Raw genomic sequence first — 16,085 nt, forward strand, 5'->3', positions numbered from 1 at the left:
GTCATTCCGGGGCAGTGCGTAGCACCGAACCCGGAATGACGGGATTAACACAGAAAGCCCGGGACAACCGCCCGGGCCTTCCGAAATCAACCGATGGCTTCGATTGCGCGCTTACGCGCTCGCCATGTCCGGGAAGACCGCTTCGATCTTGGTCTTCAGCGTCGCCGCGTTGAACGGCTTGACGATGTAGTTGTTCACGCCGGCCTTCTTGGCCGCGATCACGTTCTCGGTCTTGGATTCCGCCGTGATCATGATGAAGGGCGTGGTGGCGAGGTTCGGATCCGCACGCACTTCGCGCAGCAGGTCGTAACCCGTCATCGGCTCCATGTTCCAGTCGGAAATCACGAGCCCGTACTTCTTGCCGCGCATCTTGTTCAGCGCTGCCGAACCGTCGCTGGCATCATCGATATTCTCGAAGCCAAGCTGCTTCAGCAGATTCCTGATGATACGGATCATGGTGCTGTAGTCATCAACCACCAGAACCGACATCGACAAATCAACCGCCATCTCGACTCCCCCAACGCAAACCCAGGAATGTTACAATCGGACCTGTCGGGGCTCTGGCCCTGCAGTTCCACATTCCAAGCACTAGCACCAAGGCGTTAAACAGCGCGTTAATCGCGGGCGCCCCCGAAGGATTGAATCACGTTCAATCCCCCCGCGCCCCTGCCGCTTGACTTCATCCGGCCGGTCAAGCCACGGTCCGAACCGGTCCTGCCGCTTCGAGAATTCCCCTGATGGCCGCGCATTTTACCATTATCCGCGACACAACGCCGGATTCCGCGATTTTAAGGGGTGCCGTGGTCGCCATGGGCAATTTCGACGGGGTTCATCTTGGTCACCGGGCGGTGATCGCGGCGGCCCTGGAGATGGGCCGACTGCATGGCCGCCCTGCATTGGCGCTGACCTTCGAGCCGCATCCACGGCGCTTTTTCAGCCCGAACACCCCGCAATTCCGCCTGACGGACGAGCGGGCCAAGCTGCGGCTGCTGGCCGGCACCGGGCTTGCCGGCGCCGTCGTCATGACCTTCGACAAGGCAAGGGCCGGCACCAGCGCGCAAGATTTCATTCACCATGACCTGATCGGGCGCCTCGGCGTCAGCGGCATCGCGGTCGGCTATGACTTCCATTTCGGCAAGGGACGGGTCGGCTCGCCAAGCCTCTTGGTCAACGAGGCGCCCCGGCTCGGCATCGAGGTCGACGTCCAGCCGCATATCGATATCGACGAGCGGCCGGTCTCCTCCAGCGCGATCCGGATCGCGCTCGCCGAAGGCCAGATCGACGAGGCCACCACCATGCTGGGCGCCCCCTGGTTCATCACCGGCGAGGTGATCCACGGCGAGAAGCGCGGCCGCGACCTCGGCTATCCCACCGCCAACATCCGCCTGGACGCCAATTGCGGCCTCAAGCACGGCATCTATGCGGTGCGGGTCGGCCGCGGGCCTGAGCGGCTGGACGGAGTGGCGAGCTTCGGCCGCCGTCCCACCTTTGATAATGGCGCGCCGCTGCTGGAAATCTTCCTGTTCGACTTCAAGGGCGACCTCTATGGGCAGGCGCTCGACTGCGCCTTCGTCGGCTTCATCCGCGAGGAGCTGAAATTCGACAGCCTGGAGGCCCTGGTCCGCCAGATGGACGACGACTCCGCCCGTGCCCGCGCCATGCTGGCCGCCGCCCCGGACGCCTTTCCGAAGCTGGGGACGCTTGATTGAGGCCGAACCGGTCCGTCCGACCTTTGCGCTTCCCCCGGCCGGCTGCTATGGAGTGCTCATGTTTGCGCGGCGCATCATAGGGATTAGCGGCCCGGCTTCCGCCTGAGCTCTCGGCTCGGCGCAAGACCGGGATTTCGTCGTTCCGCCCCGCGATTCCGCATCGCCATCCGTTTCCGCGCCATTCCGAGCCAGTCAGCATCATGTCCGAAAAGCCGCAGAAGTCCCAAAATTCTGAAGTCAAAGACTATTCGAAGACCCTGTTCCTGCCGCAGACCGAATTCCCGATGCGCGCCGGCCTGCCGCAGCGGGAGCCGGAGATCCTGAAATACTGGAACGACATCGGCCTCTACGACAAGCTGCGCCAGGAAGCCGAGGGCCGCGCCAAATTCGTGCTGCATGACGGCCCGCCCTATGCCAACGGCAACATCCATATCGGGCACGCGCTGAACAAGATCCTCAAGGACGTCGTGACCAAGAGCCAGCAGATGCTCGGCTTCGACTCCAATTACGTGCCCGGCTGGGACTGCCACGGCCTGCCGATCGAATGGAAGATCGAGGAGGAGAATTACCGCTCCAAGGGCAAGCAGAAGCCGGACTTCCGCGACTCCGCCGCGATGGTGGCGTTCCGGAAAGAATGCCGCGCCTATGCGACGCACTGGATCAACGTCCAGCGCGAGGAGTTCAAGCGCCTCGGCATCATCGGCGACTGGGACCATCCCTATCAGACGATGAGCTACCCGGCCGAGGCGCAGATCGCCCGCGAACTGATGAAGTTCGCCGCCAACGGCACGCTCTATCGCGGCTCCAAGCCTGTGATGTGGAGCGTGGTCGAAAAGACCGCGCTGGCCGAGGCCGAGGTCGAGTACGAAGACCACACCTCCGACACGGTGTGGGTGAAGTTTCCCGTCACGTCTCCGGCCCACGGCGCGCTCGCCTCGGCCAGCGTCGTGATCTGGACCACCACGCCGTGGACGCTGCCCGGCAACCGCGCGATCTCCTTCTCGCCGAAGATTGCTTACGGCCTCTATGAGGTCACCAACGCGCCCGCGGATAACTGGGCCAAAAATGGCGATCTCCTGATCCTGGCGGATGCGCTGGCCGAGAGCGTGTTCAAGCAGGCCCGCGTCACCGCCTACAAGAAGGTGCGCGACATCCCCGCCGACACGCTCGACGCGGTGGAATGCGCCCATCCGCTGAAAGGCGTCGGCGGCGGTTACGAATTCACGGTCCCGCTGCTTCCCGGCGATCACGTCACCGACGACACCGGCACCGGCTTCGTGCACACCGCGCCCGGTCACGGTCGCGAAGACTTCGACGTCTGGATGGCCAATGCGCGCGAACTGGAAGCGCGCGGCATCAACACCACCATCCCCTATACCGTCGACGAAAATGGCGCGCTCACCGACCACGCACCGGGCTTCACCGGCAAGCGCGTGCTCAACGACAAGGGCGAGAAGGGCGACGCCAACGAAGCCGTGATCAAGGCGCTGATCGAGGCCGGCAAGCTGCTGGCGCGCGGTCGCCTCAAGCACCAATATCCGCATTCCTGGCGCTCGAAGAAGCCGGTGATCTTCCGCAACACGCCGCAATGGTTCATTGCGATGGACAAGGACATCAGCGAGAACGGCCATGCGAAGAAGGGCGACACGCTGCGCGCCCGCGCGCTGCATGCGATCTCGGTCACGCAATGGGTGCCGCCGTCGGGCGAGAACCGCATCAACGGCATGATCGCCAATCGCCCGGACTGGGTGATCTCGCGCCAGCGCGCCTGGGGCGTGCCGATCGCCGTGTTCGTGCGCGAGAAGAGCGACGGTTCGGCCGAGATCCTGCAGGACGAGATCGTCAACCAGCGCATCGCCGAAGCCTTCATGGAGGAAGGCGCTGACGCCTGGTACATGGACGGCGCGCGCGAGCGCTTCCTTGGGGAACGCGCGAGCGAGGACTGGAAGAAGGTCGACGACATCTGCGACGTCTGGTTCGATTCCGGCTCCACGCACGCCTTCGTGCTTGAGGATCGCCAGAACTTCCCGCAGCTCGGCAATATCGTCCGCAAGGTCGACGGCGGCCAGGACACCGTGATGTATCTGGAAGGCAGCGACCAGCATCGCGGCTGGTTTCATTCCTCGCTGCTGGAAAGCGCCGGCACGCGCGGCCGCGCGCCCTACGACTTCGTGCTCACCCACGGCTTCACGCTCGACGAGAACGGCCGCAAGATGTCGAAGTCGATCGGCAACACCGTCGAGCCGCAGAAGGTGATCAAGGATTCGGGCGCGGATATCCTGCGCCTGTGGGTCTGCGCCACCGACTATGCCGACGACCAGCGCATCGGCCCGGAGATCCTGAAGAACACCATCGAGACCTATCGCAAGCTGCGCAACACGGTCCGCTGGATGCTCGGAACGCTGCATCATTTCAAGGCGAGCGAGAAGGTCGCCTATGACGAGATGCCCGAGCTCGAGCGGCTGATGCTGCACGAGCTGGCCGGCCATGCCGAAACCATTCGCAAGGCCTATGCCGCGTTCGACTACAAGACCGTGGTCGCAAGCCTCTCGGCCTTCATGAACTCCGAGCTGTCGGCGTTCTACTTCGACATCCGCAAGGACACGCTGTATTGCGATCCACCGTCCTCGGTGACGCGCAAGGCGGCGCTCACCGCGATCGAGATGCTGTGCGATGCCCTGCTGAAATGGCTCGCGCCGATCCTGAGCTTCACCACCGACGAAGCCTGGCGGATGTTCCGGCCGAACGCGGAGCCGTCGGTCCATTTGACCCTCTTCCCCGCAGATATCGAAAAGCTCCGCGACGACAAGCTCGCCGCAAAGTGGGAGACGATCCGCAACGTCCGCCGCGTCGTCACCGGTGCGCTGGAGCTCGAACGCGCCGCCAAGAACATCGGCTCGTCGCTGGAGGCCTCGCCGGTGATCTATGTCGCCGACCGCGATATGCTGGCGACGCTGTTCGACATCGATCTCGCCGAGGTCTGCATCACCTCGAACTACGAGGTGCGTGAGGGCGAGGCGCCGGCCAGCGCATTCCGTCTCGATGCCGTGCCCGGTGTCGCGGTCGTGGTGGAGAAGGCGGTCGGCACCAAATGCGCCCGGTCCTGGAAGATCTCGCCGACGGTCGGCGAAGATGCCGAATACCCCGACGTCACCCCGCGCGACGCCAAGGCGCTGCGCGAATGGAAGGCATTGGGGGTGGGGGTCTGATCCCCGGCCATGGCCCCGCTCCGCGCCGGCATCTTCACGGCCATCGTCACGCTCCTGGCCGACCAGGCCTCGAAGCTGTGGCTGCTGAACGTGTTCGACCTCGCCCGTAAGGGCGTGGTGCAGGTGACGCCGTTCTTCGACCTGGTGCTGGCCTGGAACATCGGCATCAGCTTCGGCTGGCTCCAGAACGACAGCCAGGCAGCCCAGCTCGCATTGATGGCAGTCAAGGCCATCGCGGTGGTCGCGCTGGCGATCTGGATGGCCCGGTCCCATACCCGGCTTGCCACCGTCGCCCTGGGCCTGATCATCGGCGGTGCCATCGGCAACGGCATCGACCGCTTCGCCTATGGCGCGGTGGTCGATTTCGCCCTGTTCCATATCGAGATCGGCGGAAATACCTATAATTGGTACGTTTTCAACCTCGCGGACGTGGCCATCGTTGCCGGGGTAGCAGCCCTATTGTATGATTCCTTCCTGGGGGTACCCGCCGCAAAAGCGCCCTGATCCCGGCCGATACGGGCTGGCAGGCGGAACCTTGCTTTTTGCGAGGATTGGCCGCGTGCGAGCGGCAAAGAGCAGCAATCTGCCACAATATGGAACAGGTACAGTGATGCGCAGCTCGAAGACCAGCGGTTCGATGGTTCGAGACCCCAAATCGGGGCTCTGGCAGGCGTTGAAATTGTCCGCTGTCGCGCTCGGCATCGGCCTCGTCATGTCGGCCGGTCCGGTCCGCGCCGGTGACGGCGACGACGGCGATGATGACGACATGACCTTCGAAGAGAAGCTCATCGACAATCTGATGTCCGGCATCGGTGCCAAGAACATGGAGAAGAAGGGTATCGAGTACCGCGAGCGGTCGCCGCTGGTGGTGCCGCCCAAGCTCGACCTGCCGCCGCCCGCCGGCACCGAAGCCAAGAACGCGCCGAACTGGCCCAAGGACCCCGACGAGAGGCGCCGCAAGGAGGCCATCGCCCAGCGGAAAAAGGCCGTCAAGGCGACGGAGAACTGGCAAGCGGCCCAGCCCCTGACGCCCGCCGAAATGAAAGCCGGCACGGCAGCTGCCCCAGAGCGCACCAGCAACGATCCGATCCAGCCGGGCACCAACGGCAACCCGTCGCTCAGCCCCGCCGAGCTCGGTTTCACCGGCGGCCTGTGGAACATGATGAAGGGCGTCGGCGGTAAAGCCGAGAACAAGCAGTTCACCGCCGAGCCGCCGCGCCAGTCGCTGGTCGAGCCGCCGCCGGGCTATCAGACGCCGTCGCCGAGCTATGCCTATGGCGCCGGCGAGGACAAGTCGCGGCGGACCTATTTCGACATCATGTCCGGCAAGGACAAGGAGCAATAGCGCCCCTTGCCCGCCGCGAGGCCTGACAGAGGCGAACCGGGCGCCGGCGGCTCTTGCACGCCGGACGCGGCTCCTAAATTGCTTATCAGTAACTTGCCTATGCGTTGAGTTCTCTGCTTCGTGATGCGAAGCCTCAGCCGCACGGCATACTATGCCGCGCCTCCGAGCCGGACATCCGGGCTCGGCCTTTCACTAGGGATCATGATGTTCGCAAACCGATCGGTTGCCCGCCTCCTTGCCGCGCTGCTTTCGACGAGTGTCCTGACAGCCGGCGCCGCGCTCGCCCAGACCACGGTGACATCGGCCCCGCCCGCCAGCTTCACGCTCAGCAACGGCCTGCAGGTCGTGGTGATCCCGGACCACCGCACCCCCGTGGTCACCGAGATGATCTGGTACAAGGTCGGCTCGGCCGACGAGACGCCGGGCAAATCCGGGCTCGCGCACTTCCTCGAGCACCTGATGTTCAAGGGCACGTCGAAGCATCCCGTCGGCGAATTCTCCCAGACCGTGCTCCGCGTCGGCGGCAACGAGAATGCCTCGACCTCGGTCGACTACACCAACTACTACCAGCGCGTGCCGAAAGAACAGCTGCCGACCATGATGGAGTTCGAGGCCGACCGCATGACCGGCCTCATCCTCAAGGACGAGAACGTGCTGCCCGAGCGCGACGTCGTGCTCGAAGAGTACAACATGCGCGTCGCCAACAATCCGGATGCACGGCTCAACGAGCAGGTCATGGCCGCGCTCTATCTCAACCATCCCTACGGCCGGCCGGTGATCGGCTGGCATCAGGAGATCGAGAAGCTCGATCGCGAGGATGCGCTCGCCTTCTACCGCCGCTTCTACGCGCCGAACAACGCGATTCTGGTGATCGCCGGCGACGTCGAGGCCGCCGACATCCGCCCGCTGGTGGAGCGCAATTTCGGCTCGATCCCGGCCCAGTCCGCAATCCCGGCACGCCGCGTCCGGCCGCAGGAGCCGGAGCCGGCTGCACCGCGCACCGTGACGCTGGCCGACCCACGCGTCGAACAGCCGAGCGTGCGGCGCTATTATCTCGTGCCCTCCGCAACGACGGCCGCGGCCGGCGAGAGTGCGGCCCTCGACGTGCTGGCGCAGTTGATGGGCGGTGGCAACAACTCCTATCTCTACCGCGCGCTCGTCGTTGACAAGCCGCTCGCGGTGTCCGCCAGCGCCAGCTATTCGAGCATCTCGCTCGATCCGACCCAGTTCGCGGTCTCGGCCGCGCCGAAATCCGGCGTCAGCTTCGCCGAGGTCGAGCAGGTGATCGACGGCGTCATCGCCGATGTCGCGCAGAACCCGATCCGCGCCGAGGACCTTGAGCGCGTGAAGACCCAGCTGATTGCGGAAGCGATCTACGCTCAGGACAATCAGGCGGTGCTGGCTCGCTGGTATGGCGGCGCACTGACCACGGGCCTGTCGGTCGAGGATATCAGGAGCTGGCCCGACCGCATTCAGGCTGTCACCGCCGATCAGGTGCGCGCCGTGGCGCAGAAATGGCTTGAGAAGAAGCGTTCGGTGACAGGCTATCTGATCAAGGACACCACCGCGACCAAGCGCGAGGAGAAGCGTTCGTGACCTATCCTTTCCTTCGCACGCGTCACTTCGCGCTGTCCTTCGTCACCGGCGCGGCGCTCGCGCTCGCCGCGATCTCGCCGTCGCAGGCCGCGGCAAAGATCCAGCGTCTGGTCTCGCCCGGCGGCATCGAGGCCTGGTTCGTGCAGGACGCGACCGTGCCACTGATCGCCATGGAATATTCCTTCGCCGGCGGCTCGGCCCAGGATCCCAAGGACAAGTCGGGTGTCGCCAATCTGGTCGGCGACCTCCTCGACGAGGGCTCCGGCGATCTCGACTCCAAGACCTTCCACGAGCGGCTCGAGCGCCGCGCCATCGAGCTGTCGTTCAGTGCCAGTCGCGATACCTTCCGCGGCAGCCTGCGCATGCTGCGCGACAACAAGGACGAGGCCTTCGACCTGCTCAGGAGCGCGCTGACCTCGCCGCATTTCGACACCGCCGATGTCGAGCGCATTCGCTCGCAGGTGATCTCGGGCCTGCGCCGCGAGACCACCAATCCGTCGTCGCTGGCCAGCCGCAAATTCCTCGAGGTCGCCTTCGGCGATCATCCCTACGGCCGGCAGACCAACGGCACGCTGGACAGCGTGCCGACCATCACGATCGCCGACATGAAGGACTATGTCGGCCGCGTGCTCGCCAAGGACACTTTGAAGGTCGCGGTCGTCGGCGACGTCGATCCGGCGACTCTCGGCAAGTTGCTCGACCACACTTTTGGTAGCCTGCCCGCGAAAGCCAATCTCACGCCGGTCGCCGACGTCGAGGCGGCAAAACCGCCGCAGCGCGCCTTCGTTCCGCTCGACGTGCCGCAGACCGTCATCACCTTCGGCGGCCCCGGCGTGAAGCGCAGCGATCCGAACTTCATGGCCGCCTATGTCGTCAACCACATCCTCGGCGGCGGCGGATTGTCCTCGCGGCTCTACCGCGAGGTCCGCGAGAAGCGCGGCCTCGCCTACTCGGTCTACGAATCTCTGCTGTGGATGGAGCATTCGGCGATCTTCATCGGCAACACCGGCACCCGCGCCGACCGCGCCGGCGACACCATCGATGCCATCGACAAGGAAGTGCGCCGTATCGCCGAAGAGGGCCCGACGCAGAAGGAGCTCGACGAGGCTAAGTCGTACCTCAAGGGCTCGCAGATGCTGGCGCTGGACACCTCCTCCAAGCTCGCGCAGGCGCTGCTGCAATATCAGCACGACAAGCTGCCGATCGACTATATCGAACGGCGCAACGCCATCGTCGATGCGGTGACGCTGGACGACGCCAAGGCCGCCGCCAGGCGGCTCTGGGGCCAAGGTCTGCTGACCGTCGTCGTCGGCCGCGCCCCGCAGGCCGCCGCGCAGCCAGCGGCAGCGCCGGCGACGAAGTCGAACTGACGTCCCTGACGTCTCCAGAAATGGCCGGGCATGTCCCGGCCATTTGCGTTTCCGGCATGCACCATTGCCGAACGTGAACGTCCGGGATATGTCCGGGCATCACGAATGGTGCCAACATGCTGCGGATATCCCGCGATCTCGTCATCGACGAGGACGACATCGAGATTGACTTTGTCCGCGCCTCCGGCCCGGGCGGGCAGAACGTCAACAAGGTCTCGACCTCGGCCCAGCTGCGCTTCGACACGCGCAAGCTGACCCTGCCGGAGGATGCGGCGATCCGGCTCGCCCGCATTGCCGGTCAGCGCATGACCAAGGACGGCGTCATCGTGATCCACGCCCAGCGCTTCCGGACCCAGGAGCGTAACCGGCAGGACGCCATCGACCGGCTGGTCGAGATCCTGAGCGAGGCGATGATCCGGCCAAAACCGCGGCGCGCGACGCGGCCGACCTTTGCCTCCAAGCAACGCCGGCTCGACGGCAAGAAGCGCCGCAGCGACGTCAAGTCGAAGCGCGGGCGCGATTTCGACGACTAGCGGGCGCAGCAAAAGAACTCCGGCCGCAGCGCGACCGGAGTTCTGCCGTTTCACTCCATTGGCTAGTAGCGCTTGCCCGTGGCTGCACCGCCCGTCGCGGAATCGTCGGCGGTCCCTTTGTGCGCAGCACTGCCTGTGGTGCCGACCGTGCCCCTGGTGCCTTTCGTCGGCTTCATGCCCGTCGTCTCGCCCGCCGCGCCCGGCTGGGCGTTCATCTCCTCGTCGCCGCTTCCCATCGTGCTGCCTTGCATGGGTTTGCTTTGCACGGTGCCGCCAGGCTTGGCGCCAGACGACGTACCTTGCGCGAGAACGGGTGTCACAATGAGGGCCGAGACGGCGCATGCGATTGCAGAGGTCTTCACCAACTTCATCCATTTCTCCTGGATTTTTCGCGATGAACGGGTCGGCTGCGTCCTGCGCCGCCCGCCTGCACCAGACCAGCTCATCGCGTAGAGAGTTCGAGCGGCGCGATCGCAATGCAATCTGCCTCGTGTGGTGATCGTTTAGGGATTTGACGGCGGTTTCGCGGAATTGTCCTCCGCATATGCGGCAGCGCGGAACAACGCGACCCACGCGCATCTCCGCTCGCAGCGAAACAGCCCGCTACTACCACCGCATGTTTGGCGACGCCTAGAGTTTGCGCACGCTGAATTTGAGTGGATGGGCGAGCTCTTGGCGATGCGTGCGATCGTGCTGGGATTGTGCACCGCAGTGGTGCTGGTGGTGCGGGTTGCCGACGCGCAGATGCCCTTGCCGGCCGCAAAGCCGCCGGATGGGGCGACACTGTTCAAGCAGCAATGCGCGGTGTGTCACACCTTGAGCCTGTCGGAACCGATGCGACAGGGACCACCTCTGGTCAAGATTGTTGGCCGGCCCGCTGGCAAGGTCGGAGGCTTTCGTTACTCCGAGAACCTCGCAAAGGCTGACTTCGCCTGGGACGAGACCCGGCTCGATGCGTGGCTGGCCAATCCGCAGGCCGTCATCCCCGGCGTGGTCATGGCCTACCGGCAGGGAAAGCCGGAGACGCGCACCGCCATCATCACCTATCTCAAGGAGCTGAACTGAATGGCCAAGCCCGTCCATTCCATGATCCGCGTGCTCGACGAGGCGCGCTCGCTCGACTTCTATAGACGCGCCTTCGGCCTCGAAGTCGCCGACCACCTGAAATTCGCGGACTTCGCCCTGATCTATCTGCGTCACCCCTCCTCACCTTTCGAGCTGGAGCTGACGGTCAATTTCGATCGCAAGGAGCCGTACGCGCTCGGCGACGGCTACGGCCATCTCGCCGTGATGGTCGAGGATCTCGATGCCGAACATGCCCGCTTCGCGCGCGAGAAGCTGGCACCAGGGCCGCTACGCGACTTCAAGCACGACGGCAGAACGCTGGCGCGCTTCTTCTTCGTCAGCGATCCCGATGGCTACAAGATCGAGGTGATCCAGCGGGGCGGACGTTTCAACTGATCAATCAAAAATCAAATCTACGGAGGAATGCCATGAGAGAAGTCGATCGTCGAAGCAAGCACAGCCGCCGCGTCTTTCTCAAGGGCGCGGCGACCGCCGTACCGGTCGTCGCTGTCGCGACCAGCGTCGCCGTCGGCATCGAGGACGCCTGGGCCGATGAGGCCAGCACGCTTTCGCCAGCGACCATGAAGACGCTGCTGAAGGTCGCACGCGACATCTATCCGCACGATGTGCTCGGCGACAGCTATTACATCACCGCGATCAAGCCGTGGGACGGCAAGGCCGCCAAGGACGCATCCGTCAAATCGCTGATCAGCGACGGCATCACGCGGCTCGATCAGAACGCGCGGGATCGCCACAAGGTGGCCTACGCCGAAGTGCCCTGGGAATCCGACCGCGTGGTGCTGCTGAAGGAAATCGAGGGAAGCGACTTCTTCCAGAAGGTGCGCGGCGACCTCATCGTCTCACTCTACAACCAGAAAGAGGTCTGGCCGCGGTTCGGCTACGAGGGCTCCTCCGCCGAGCATGGCGGCTACATCAACCGCGGCTTCGCCGACATCGACTGGCTGCCGAAGGCTTAAATCGCACCCAACGGTTCAGGAGAACGCATATGGCAAAATTCGATCTGAACGATAGCAGCGTTGTGGTGATCGTCGGCTCCGGTGCCGGCGGCGGCACGCTGGGCAACGAACTCGCGCAGAAGGGCGTCAAGGTGGTCATCCTCGAAGCAGGTCCCCGCATCGAGAACCAGGACTTCGTCAACGACGAGTGGGAGAGCTTTTCCCAGCTCGCCTGGACCGATGCACGCACCACGTCAGGGACATGGCGCGTCGCCAAAGACTTCTCGGGCCTTCCGGCCTGGATCGTCAAGGCGGTCGGCGGCTCGACCACGCATTGGGCCGGCGCATCGCTGCGCTTCGACGAGCACGAGTTCAAGGTGAAGAGCACCTACGGCAATCTTCCGGGTGCCAATTTGCTGGACTGGCCGGTCACACTCGCGGAGATCGAGCCGTGGTACGCCAAGGCCGAGAACAAGATGGGCGTGACCCGCACCAACGGCATCCCCGGACTTCCCGGCAACAATAACTTCAAGGTGCTGGAAGCCGGCGCGAAGAAGCTCGGCTACAAGACCGTGCACACCGGCAACATGGCGATCAACAGCCAGCCGCGCGACGGCCGCGGTGCCTGCCAGCAGATCGGTTTCTGCTTCCAGGGCTGCAAGTCGGGCGCGAAATGGTCAACGCTGTACACCGAGATCCCCAAGGGCGAAGCGACCGGCAATCTCGAAGTCCGGCCGAGCAGCATGGCGGTCAAGATCGAGCACGACGCCAGCGGCAAGGTGACCGGCGTCGTCTATGCGGACGAGAGCGGCGCGATGCAGCGCCAGAAGGCGCGCATCGTCGCGGTCGCCGGCAATTCGATTGAAAGCCCGCGGCTGCTGCTCAACAGCGCCTCGACCATGTTCCCCGACGGCCTCGGCAACTCATCGGGCCAGGTCGGCCGCAACTACATGCGGCACATGACCGGCAGCGTCTACGCCGTGTTCGAAAAGTCGGTGCACATGTATCGCGGCACCACCATGGCCGGCATCATCCGCGACGAAGCCGCCAACAATCCCAAGCGCGGTTTCGTCGGCGGCTACGAGATGGAGACGCTGTCGATCGGCTTGCCGTTCATGGCCGCGTTCCTCAACCCCGGCGCCTGGGGCCGTCCGTTCACCGCAGCGCTCGACGGTTATCCCAGGATGGCCGGCATGTGGCTGGTCGGCGAGGACATGCCGCAGGAGACCAACCGCATCACACTCGATCCTAGCGTGAAGGACAAGTTCGGACAGCCGGTCGCGAGCGTCCATTTCGACGACCACCCCAACGACCTCGCGATGCGGGCGCATGCCTACAAGCAGGGCGCTGCGGTCTACGACGCCGTCGGCGCCACCGTGACCTATCCGACGCCGCCCTATCCGAGCACGCACAATCTCGGCACCAACCGGATGAGCGAGAAGCCGCGCGACGGCGTGGTCAACAAGTTCGGACAGAGCCACGACGTCAAGAACCTGTTCGTCTCCGACGGCAGCCAGTTCACCAGCGGCGCGGCCTGCAACCCGACGCTGACGATCGTCGCGCTCGCGATCCGGCAGGCGGACTACATTGCGGGGGTGATGCAGAAGAAGGAGATTTGAGGCGGCAAACCGCTCTCTCCTCCGTCATTGCGAGCGCAGCGAAGCAATCCAGAGATATCTCCACGGAGATAATCTGGATTGCTTCGTCGCAAGCGCTCCTCGCAATGACGGCGGATGGAATCTCGTAGCCCGGATGGAGCGAAGCGTAATCCGGGGCCGTTGTCGCTTCCGGCACGAATCCCGGATTGCGCTTCGCTCCATCCGGGCTACATGCGCTCGCTACGCCGTCGTTTTTACTCAGCCGCGTCGAGAATGGGCGTAACGCTCGCCTTGAACTCCTGCACCGATGCCATCGTCTTGGAGCGGTAGATCAAACAGGAACACCGCAGCAGCGAGGCGAAATTGTTGACCTCGCCATGGTGGTCGAGCACCTCGTTGTAGAGCGTGGTCAGGAATTTTCCGACGCTCATGTTCTCCTTGGCCGCGATCTCCTCCAGCGTGTCCCAGAACGCCATCTCCAGCCGGATCGAGGTGCAGTGACCGTCGATCCGCAAAGACCGGGTCTGGGATTCATAGTCGCGTTGGGGCTGGTGCGCGAAGAGATGGCACATGGCGTCCTCCCGTCCTGTTACCATTTTTTCACGATGCTACACCGCTGTCCGGCGCCCCACAATCAGGGGGCGGACGAGAAGATCGGCCTGTGGCCGCTGCACAATTTTCTCGAACGTCCAATGTCTTCAATGTGATAGGCATGCCTCTTCCCCAGCCCGCCACACGGCTGTTGCCCAACACATGCTTTTGACGCAACACGGCCTAGAATAAAGCCGTCAGCGAATCCAAATCGAACACCCCATGCCCGTCCGCCAATTGCCAGAACAGGTCGTCAACCGCATCGCCGCCGGCGAGGTGGTCGAGCGCCCGGCGAGCGTTGTCAAGGAACTGGTCGAAAACGCCATCGATGCCGGCGCGAGCCGGATCGACGTCTTCACCGATGGCGGTGGGCGGCGGCGGATCGGCATCACCGACGACGGCAGCGGCATGACCGCGAGGGACCTCGCGCTCGCGGTCGAGCGCCATGCCACCTCCAAGCTCGACGACGAGGATTTGCTCCAGATCCGCACCCTCGGGTTCCGCGGCGAGGCGCTGCCCTCGATCGGCTCGGTGGCGCGGCTCTCGATCACCACGCGTCATGCCAGTGAGCCGCATGCCTGGGCGCTGTCAGTCGAGGGCGGCGAGAAGTCCGAGATCATGCCGGCGGCGCTGGCCCACGGCACCCGCGTCGAGGTCAACGACCTCTTCTACGCGACGCCGGCGCGGCTCAAGTTTCTGAAGACCGACCGCACCGAGGCCGAGGCGATCCGCGAGGTCGTCCGGCGCCTCGCGATGGCGCGGCCGGACGTCGCCTTCACGCTCGCGGGCGAAGAGCGCGCGCCGGTGACCTGGGCCGCGGCCCTGCCCGGCGCGGCAGGCCGCCTGACGCGCCTCGGCGACATCCTCGGCGCGGAATTCCGCAGCCACGCCTTCGAGGTCCATGCCGAGCGCGAGGGCGTCGTTGTCTCCGGCTATGCGGCGGCGCCGGCGCTGACCAAGGCCAACGCACTCGGGCAATATCTCTTCGTCAACGGCCGCCCGGTGCGCGACAAGCTGATCCTCGGCGCCGTGCGCGGGGCCTATGCCGACTATCTGCCGCGCGACCGTCATCCGGTGCTGGCACTGTTCGTCACGCTCGATCCGCGTGAGGTCGACGCCAACGTGCATCCCGCCAAGACCGAGGTGCGCTTCCGCAACGCGGGCCTCGTCCGCGCGCTGATCGTGCACGGGCTGAAAGAAGGTCTCGCACGCGAGGGCCGGCGCACCGCCGCCAACAGCGGCGAGAGCGCATTGTCCTCGTTCCGCCCCGCCTTCACGCCGCCGCGTCCGGCAAGCTGGGACTGGCGCGCCTCGCCATCCGCCCCGGTCGCGCCGATGCCGTCATTCGACGGATCGGCGGCGCCGGTTTTCGCCGAGCGTGCGCAGGCTGCATTCGATGTCGGCGCGCCCAGCGCGGACGTGCGGATCGAGAGCCAGCCCGTCGGCGATCTGGTCGACCGCCCGCTCGGCGCGGCGCGCACGCAGATCCATGAAACCTACATCGTCTCGCAGACCCGCGACGGCCTCATCATCGTCGACCAGCATGCCGCGCATGAGCGCATCGTCTATGAGCGGCTGAAGGCCTCGCTGGCCGAGAACGGCGTACAGCGGCAGATCCTCTTGATCCCCGAGATCGTCGAGATGGACGAGGCCACGGTGGAGCGCCTGCTGGAGCGCAGCGAGGAGCTTGCCTCATTCGGTCTTGCGATCGAATCTTTCGGCCCCGGCGCAGTGGCCGTGCGCGAGACGCCGTCGCTGCTCGGCAAGACCAATGCCGGCGGGCTGCTCCGCGATCTCTCCGAGCACATGGCCGAATGGGACGAGGCTCTTCCTCTCGAACGGCGCCTGATGCACGTCGCCGCCACCATGGCCTGCCACGGCTCAGTGCGTGCCGGCCGCAGGCTGCGGCCCGAAGAGATGAACGCCCTGCTCCGCGAGATGGAGGAGACGCCGAACTCCGGCCAGTGCAACCACGGCCGGCCGACTTATGTGGAGCTCAAGCTGAGCGACGTGGAGAAGCTGTTCGGGCGGCGGTGAAGGAGCCGTAGGGTGGATTAGCCGAAGGCGTAATCCACCTCTTCTATCTCTGCGGAAATAGCCAATGGCGGATTAC

The 16,085-nt window shown here is 64.8% G+C and carries 15 protein-coding genes; 12 read left to right on the forward strand and 3 right to left on the reverse strand.

Features of this window, described 5'->3' with window-relative positions:
* Nucleotides 1-111: 111 nt before the first annotated feature.
* The gene (locus AC1RR3_RS23405; RefSeq protein ID WP_007596883.1) at nt 112-507 is read right to left on the reverse strand and encodes a response regulator; all 396 of its coding nucleotides are present in this window, start codon (nt 505-507) and stop codon (nt 112-114) included.
* A gap of 230 nt (nt 508-737) precedes the next feature.
* Here AC1RR3_RS23405 and AC1RR3_RS23410 point away from each other — a divergent pair, with 230 nt between their 5' ends.
* The 7 genes from AC1RR3_RS23410 to arfB all read left to right on the forward strand — a co-directional run bounded on the left by AC1RR3_RS23410 (nt 738) and on the right by arfB (nt 9,762).
* A complete protein-coding gene (locus AC1RR3_RS23410) occupies nt 738-1,709 on the forward strand; it encodes a bifunctional riboflavin kinase/FAD synthetase (protein ID WP_492825464.1) in 972 nt (323 codons plus the stop codon).
* Between the two features lie 200 nt (nt 1,710-1,909).
* Nucleotides 1,910-4,918, forward strand: a complete 3,009-nt coding sequence (ileS, locus tag AC1RR3_RS23415; protein ID WP_492825465.1) for an isoleucine--tRNA ligase — start codon at nt 1,910-1,912, stop codon at nt 4,916-4,918.
* 9 nt (nt 4,919-4,927) lie between these two features.
* Nucleotides 4,928-5,422 carry a signal peptidase II gene (gene lspA / locus AC1RR3_RS23420; protein ID WP_492825466.1) on the forward strand — a complete coding sequence of 165 codons (495 nt, stop codon included), beginning with the start codon at nt 4,928-4,930 and terminating at the stop codon, nt 5,420-5,422.
* Between the two features lie 106 nt (nt 5,423-5,528).
* The gene (locus AC1RR3_RS23425) at nt 5,529-6,263 is read left to right on the forward strand and encodes a hypothetical protein (RefSeq protein ID WP_492825715.1); all 735 of its coding nucleotides are present in this window, start codon (nt 5,529-5,531) and stop codon (nt 6,261-6,263) included.
* Between the two features lie 204 nt (nt 6,264-6,467).
* The gene (locus AC1RR3_RS23430; RefSeq protein ID WP_492825716.1) at nt 6,468-7,859 is read left to right on the forward strand and encodes a M16 family metallopeptidase; all 1,392 of its coding nucleotides are present in this window, start codon (nt 6,468-6,470) and stop codon (nt 7,857-7,859) included.
* Nucleotides 7,856-9,229, forward strand: coding sequence for a M16 family metallopeptidase (locus AC1RR3_RS23435; protein ID WP_492825467.1), 1,374 nt, complete (start codon nt 7,856-7,858; stop codon nt 9,227-9,229). The genes AC1RR3_RS23430 and AC1RR3_RS23435 overlap by 4 nt, the downstream gene beginning before the upstream one ends.
* A 116-nt stretch (nt 9,230-9,345) precedes the next feature.
* Complete coding sequence (gene arfB / locus AC1RR3_RS23440; RefSeq protein WP_492825468.1) at nt 9,346-9,762, forward strand: alternative ribosome rescue aminoacyl-tRNA hydrolase ArfB; 417 nt, start codon at nt 9,346-9,348, stop codon at nt 9,760-9,762.
* Nucleotides 9,763-9,824: 62 nt separating this feature from the next.
* Here arfB and AC1RR3_RS23445 read toward each other — a convergent pair whose 3' ends face one another.
* Nucleotides 9,825-10,133: a hypothetical protein gene (locus AC1RR3_RS23445; protein ID WP_211396687.1), complete on the reverse strand. Its 309-nt coding sequence runs from the start codon at nt 10,131-10,133 to the stop codon at nt 9,825-9,827.
* Between the two features lie 307 nt (nt 10,134-10,440).
* Here AC1RR3_RS23445 and AC1RR3_RS23450 point away from each other — a divergent pair, with 307 nt between their 5' ends.
* From AC1RR3_RS23450 to AC1RR3_RS23465, 4 genes are read left to right on the forward strand one after another with little or no spacing between them, the layout of a single operon-like run.
* Nucleotides 10,441-10,827, forward strand: coding sequence for a c-type cytochrome (locus AC1RR3_RS23450; RefSeq protein ID WP_492825717.1), 387 nt, complete (start codon nt 10,441-10,443; stop codon nt 10,825-10,827).
* The gene (locus AC1RR3_RS23455; RefSeq protein ID WP_492825469.1) at nt 10,828-11,223 is read left to right on the forward strand and encodes a VOC family protein; all 396 of its coding nucleotides are present in this window, start codon (nt 10,828-10,830) and stop codon (nt 11,221-11,223) included.
* A gap of 32 nt (nt 11,224-11,255) precedes the next feature.
* Nucleotides 11,256-11,804, forward strand: coding sequence for a gluconate 2-dehydrogenase subunit 3 family protein (locus AC1RR3_RS23460; RefSeq protein WP_492825470.1), 549 nt, complete (start codon nt 11,256-11,258; stop codon nt 11,802-11,804).
* A 29-nt stretch (nt 11,805-11,833) separates the two neighbouring features.
* Nucleotides 11,834-13,402 carry a GMC family oxidoreductase gene (locus AC1RR3_RS23465; protein ID WP_492825471.1) on the forward strand — a complete coding sequence of 523 codons (1,569 nt, stop codon included), beginning with the start codon at nt 11,834-11,836 and terminating at the stop codon, nt 13,400-13,402.
* Between the two features lie 233 nt (nt 13,403-13,635).
* On the opposite strand, the gene AC1RR3_RS23470 is transcribed toward AC1RR3_RS23465, so the two are convergent.
* On the reverse strand, nt 13,636-13,953 hold the full coding sequence (locus AC1RR3_RS23470) for a ribbon-helix-helix domain-containing protein (RefSeq protein WP_492825472.1): 318 nt from the start codon (nt 13,951-13,953) through the stop codon (nt 13,636-13,638).
* Between the two features lie 241 nt (nt 13,954-14,194).
* Here AC1RR3_RS23470 and mutL point away from each other — a divergent pair, with 241 nt between their 5' ends.
* Nucleotides 14,195-16,009 (forward strand): DNA mismatch repair endonuclease MutL, encoded by a 1,815-nt coding sequence (gene mutL, locus AC1RR3_RS23475; RefSeq protein ID WP_492825473.1) that lies wholly within the window; start codon nt 14,195-14,197, stop codon nt 16,007-16,009.
* Nucleotides 16,010-16,085 lie beyond the last annotated feature (76 nt).

This window comes from Bradyrhizobium sp. GW821-FHT13H05, from assembly GCF_058804065.1.